This window comes from Protofrankia sp. Cr1 (assembly GCF_963555865.1).
Lineage (GTDB): Bacteria > Actinomycetota > Actinomycetes > Frankiales > Frankiaceae > Protofrankia.
Map to the genome: position 1 here is coordinate 2,311 of NZ_CAUVXO010000040.1, position 3,313 is coordinate 5,623.

The 3,313-nt window shown below is 68.6% G+C and carries 3 protein-coding genes and 1 pseudogene; all 4 read right to left on the reverse strand.

Annotated elements, in window-relative coordinates; all coding sequences use genetic code 11:
• Positions 1 to 6 precede the first annotated feature (6 nt).
• Positions 7 to 300, reverse strand: a complete 294-nt coding sequence (locus tag U9980_RS06135) for a hypothetical protein (RefSeq protein ID WP_322747789.1) — start codon at positions 298 to 300, stop codon at positions 7 to 9.
• Between the two features lie 157 nt (positions 301 to 457).
• On the reverse strand, positions 458 to 1,420 hold the full coding sequence (locus tag U9980_RS06140) for a lysophospholipid acyltransferase family protein (protein ID WP_322747790.1): 963 nt from the start codon (positions 1,418 to 1,420) through the stop codon (positions 458 to 460).
• Entirely contained in the window at positions 1,420 to 2,979 is a 1,560-nt protein-coding gene (locus U9980_RS06145; protein ID WP_416210168.1) for a lactate racemase domain-containing protein, read from the reverse strand. The genes U9980_RS06140 and U9980_RS06145 overlap by 1 nt, the downstream gene beginning before the upstream one ends.
• A gap of 153 nt (positions 2,980 to 3,132) precedes the next feature.
• Positions 3,133 to 3,313 (reverse strand): annotated as a pseudogene (locus U9980_RS06150) (zinc-binding alcohol dehydrogenase); the annotation flags it as partial.

Consider the following 3,313-nt stretch of genomic DNA (forward strand, 5'->3'; position numbering starts at 1 on the left):
GGTGGCTCAGGCCGAGGCCGCGAGGCGCAGCCGGTCGCGGCGGCGGGCGAGCAGCCGGTCGGCGAGCGCGTCCGCGAGCTCGATGTCGTCCAGGGACACCCGGGTACGGTCCGCCACCTCGAGGATGGCCGCGAGTAGTTCGGCCGACAGGCGGGTGCGGTCGGCCACCCGGGCGACGCTCGGGGGTAGACCGGTAGGCCGGTTCGCCCGGAAGGCGTCGACGCCCGGGTTCGAGGGGTGCTGTTGGTGGCTCGAGTGCTGCTTCTGGCTGGAGCGGCGGGGCCGATTGCGCAGGTCCATGAACCCAGTGACGGGCCTGAGGGATCTGGAATCAACTCTTGACATCGCCTGCCACAGGCGGGTGCGTCTCTCCCCACAGGAGATCCCCAGGCTATCGGGAGATACGCACCGCACTGTCTACAGGGTTATCCACAATGTGAGGCCACTGTGATTCTTCTCACGATCCGCCGGAGTGCTGGGATGGCAGGCCGGGCCGGTCCCAGGGAGAGATCGTCCGGCTGTGTCCGACCGGTTCTGTCGACGCCCAGACCCGGCGCCAGTGGGCTGTGCGCGCGGACCGGGGAGGCGGAGCGCCGGCGGGCGCCGCATGCAGCGATTCCCACCACGAGGTCGTGTCCTCGGCCAGCAGCCGGGAGACCTCGGCGAAGATCCTGCCGGTGAAGGTGCGGAGGTCCTCGGTTGCCGGATCGGTTGTCGGGTACATCGGCCGACCGAAGCGGACCGATACCCCCGGCCTGCCCGGGCGGGTCCAGCCACGGCCGCGCGGCATCGCGGCGAAGCTGCCGCGAATCGCGACCGGTACCACCGGAACCCCACAGGTGATCGCCAGATGGGCCGCACCGAACCGGAAGCGGGCGAGCTGGCCGTCCTTCGACCTCGTCCCCTCCGGGAAGATCACCAGATTCCAGCCGTCCGCGAGCAGGTCTGCGGGCGCTGTCGAGGCGGCACCCCCGCGGCGCTCGATCGGCACGGTCGCGAACAGGAAAGCCGTACCCAGGCCCCGCCACCAACTGCCGAAGAAGTAGTCGGCGGCCGCGGCCACGGCCGTGTGGTCCCGCAGCTTCCTCGGCAGTGTGCACAACAGCAGCGGAGCGTCCAGATGGCTTGAGTGGTTCGAGACGAAGACCGCGGGGGTCCGCAGCTCGTCCAGGGCGTCCAGTCCTGTCACCGACAGCGATAGATTCGCGTCCAGGAGTGGTCTCATCCCGGCCTCGAGGGCCGCGATGCGGGCCGCCCGCATCGCCGGCGTGCGCGCCCACGCCGTCGGGAACTCCCTGGCCACCGCCGGCAGCTGGTGCGGCTCGGCGGAGCGCGGTACCGGCGGCCGGGCACCCCAGCGCCAGCCACGGGCCACCTCGCGCAGGCCGACCCCGACTGGGCGGGCCGGGCGGGACGCCATCACCGCACGTCCGCGATGACGTGCGGTGGAGAGTGCAGATACGTCATGGATGGATCGCGGCCCACCGTGCCCGACACCATCTCCAAGGCGTCCGCCAAGGTGGAGGCTGCCCGGAAACCCATCCGCGCGCAGGCGGCCCGGTCACCGCCGACCCACACGACATCCTCCAGGTGGTCCATGGCGTGCGCACCCCAGTACCACATGTAGAACGGATGCACGCCGTGGTAAGCGTGCGATGTGCGGTACAGGTGGGTATACCAGGGGTCGGTCGCGTACTGTTTCTCGAAGGTGGCCTCAATGGTCGCCGGGTCGGTGGACTCGGCGAGAACCTCCTCGAAGAAGTCCACATACGACGGATGGTGCAGCTGGGAGAACTCCGGCGTCACCGGATGGTAGAGAATCATCGCTCCGCCGCGCCGGACCAGCGGTTGTCCCCGGTACATGTTGAAGAAATAACCGAGCCCGAGGCACATCGCGAGGATCGGGTTCATCACCGAGTTCACGTTGTACGGCCCCAGATAGGGCAGGCCCACGACCAGCACGTCGCTCTGCCCGTTGACCTCGACGAGCTGCTGGCGGTGCACATTCGCGATCGTCTTGGCATGCACGGCCTCGGTCTCGCCGGCGTGCACGCCGGTCACCCCGTAGTCGGCCACGAGATCGTGGAAGAGCTTGCGGCGGGAGCGCACCGGCATGGCCGCGAGCCCCCGCGACATTCCGAACGCCATCGCCTGGTCGCGCACGGACCATTCCCATTCCCGCTTCATCAGAAAGCCGTAACGGGACGGGAACGACGCGTTGTTCACGGTCGTCTCCACCGTGAAGATCTTCAGGTGGTCGGCCAGCATCCGACCCATCCGCCATGCCGAGGAATGCATGGCGGAGCGGGTGTGGTCCATGAACGAACGCGAGTGCACCATTGTATGACTGTTGTGATGGTGGCGCAGGCTGTTGTAGGACGCGAGCCCGATCGGCACCGACTTGTGGCCACCGTCCATCGCCACCATGTTGATGTTGACGTAGACCAGCAGGTCGGACTCGGCGGCCCGCCGGTTGATCTCGACGTCCTCGCCGTTCTCGGTCAGGCCGATGTGGGTCAGGTTGTCCCTGTCCTCGGCGTCGTGGTTGTAGAGGTTGTTCGGCCAGAACGAGCGGAACACCCGCTCCCCGACGGCCCGTTCGATCTCGGCGGCGGTCATCCGGCGATGCAGCGCGTTCGCCACGATGAGTACCACGTCGTCCACACCGACCTGCGCCGCGATCGTCAGCACCTGCTCGATCACCCGCTGGCGGATGTCGGGCCGGCGCATCGGCGGCAGCGGGAGCGACAGGTCGTCGAAGGCGATCGTCAGACGCATCCCCGGCCGAAGCAACGCCCGCAGCGGCTCGCTGTTCTCGGGCTCGGCCAACGCCCGGCTGATCGCCGCGTCCACGTCGGCCAGCTCCGGCAGCGACTCCGGCGGGTAGAGCACCCGGGTGCCGAGCGGGAAGCGTTCCAGCCCGAACCCCTCACCCTGGTGTACGAGAAGCGGAGGAGTCCGCTCATCGACCTCGAGCACGAACCCCGGTCTCACCTGTGCGATCCCCTAACACGCGGTTGCGGCCGGGCGACACTGCCGTCGCCAGCCGCCATCCAGTGAACGTCGTAGTGAACGTCGTAGTGAACGTCCCAGTGAACAGATCTCACCCTTGCCCCATCACACCGCGCCCCATCACGCCGCCGTCAGGTCGAAGGCGACCTTGACCGCGCCGAGACGCCCTGCGCCGAGCGCGTGGTCCAACGCGTCCCGCCAACGGTCCAACGGGTAGGTCGCCGACACAACCCCGTCCAGCGGGGCAGTTGCCGCGAGCTCCAGTGCCCGGACGAAGTCCGGACGATCCGACGCCGGGTCC

Coding starts and splice junctions, on each gene's coding strand:
- U9980_RS06140 (WP_322747790.1), bottom strand. CDS start 1,420: ATGGCGTCCCGCCCGGCCCGCCCAGTCGGGGTCGGCCTGCGCGAGGTG.
- U9980_RS06135 (WP_322747789.1), bottom strand. CDS start 300: ATGGACCTGCGCAATCGGCCCCGCCGCTCCAGCCAGAAGCAGCACTCG.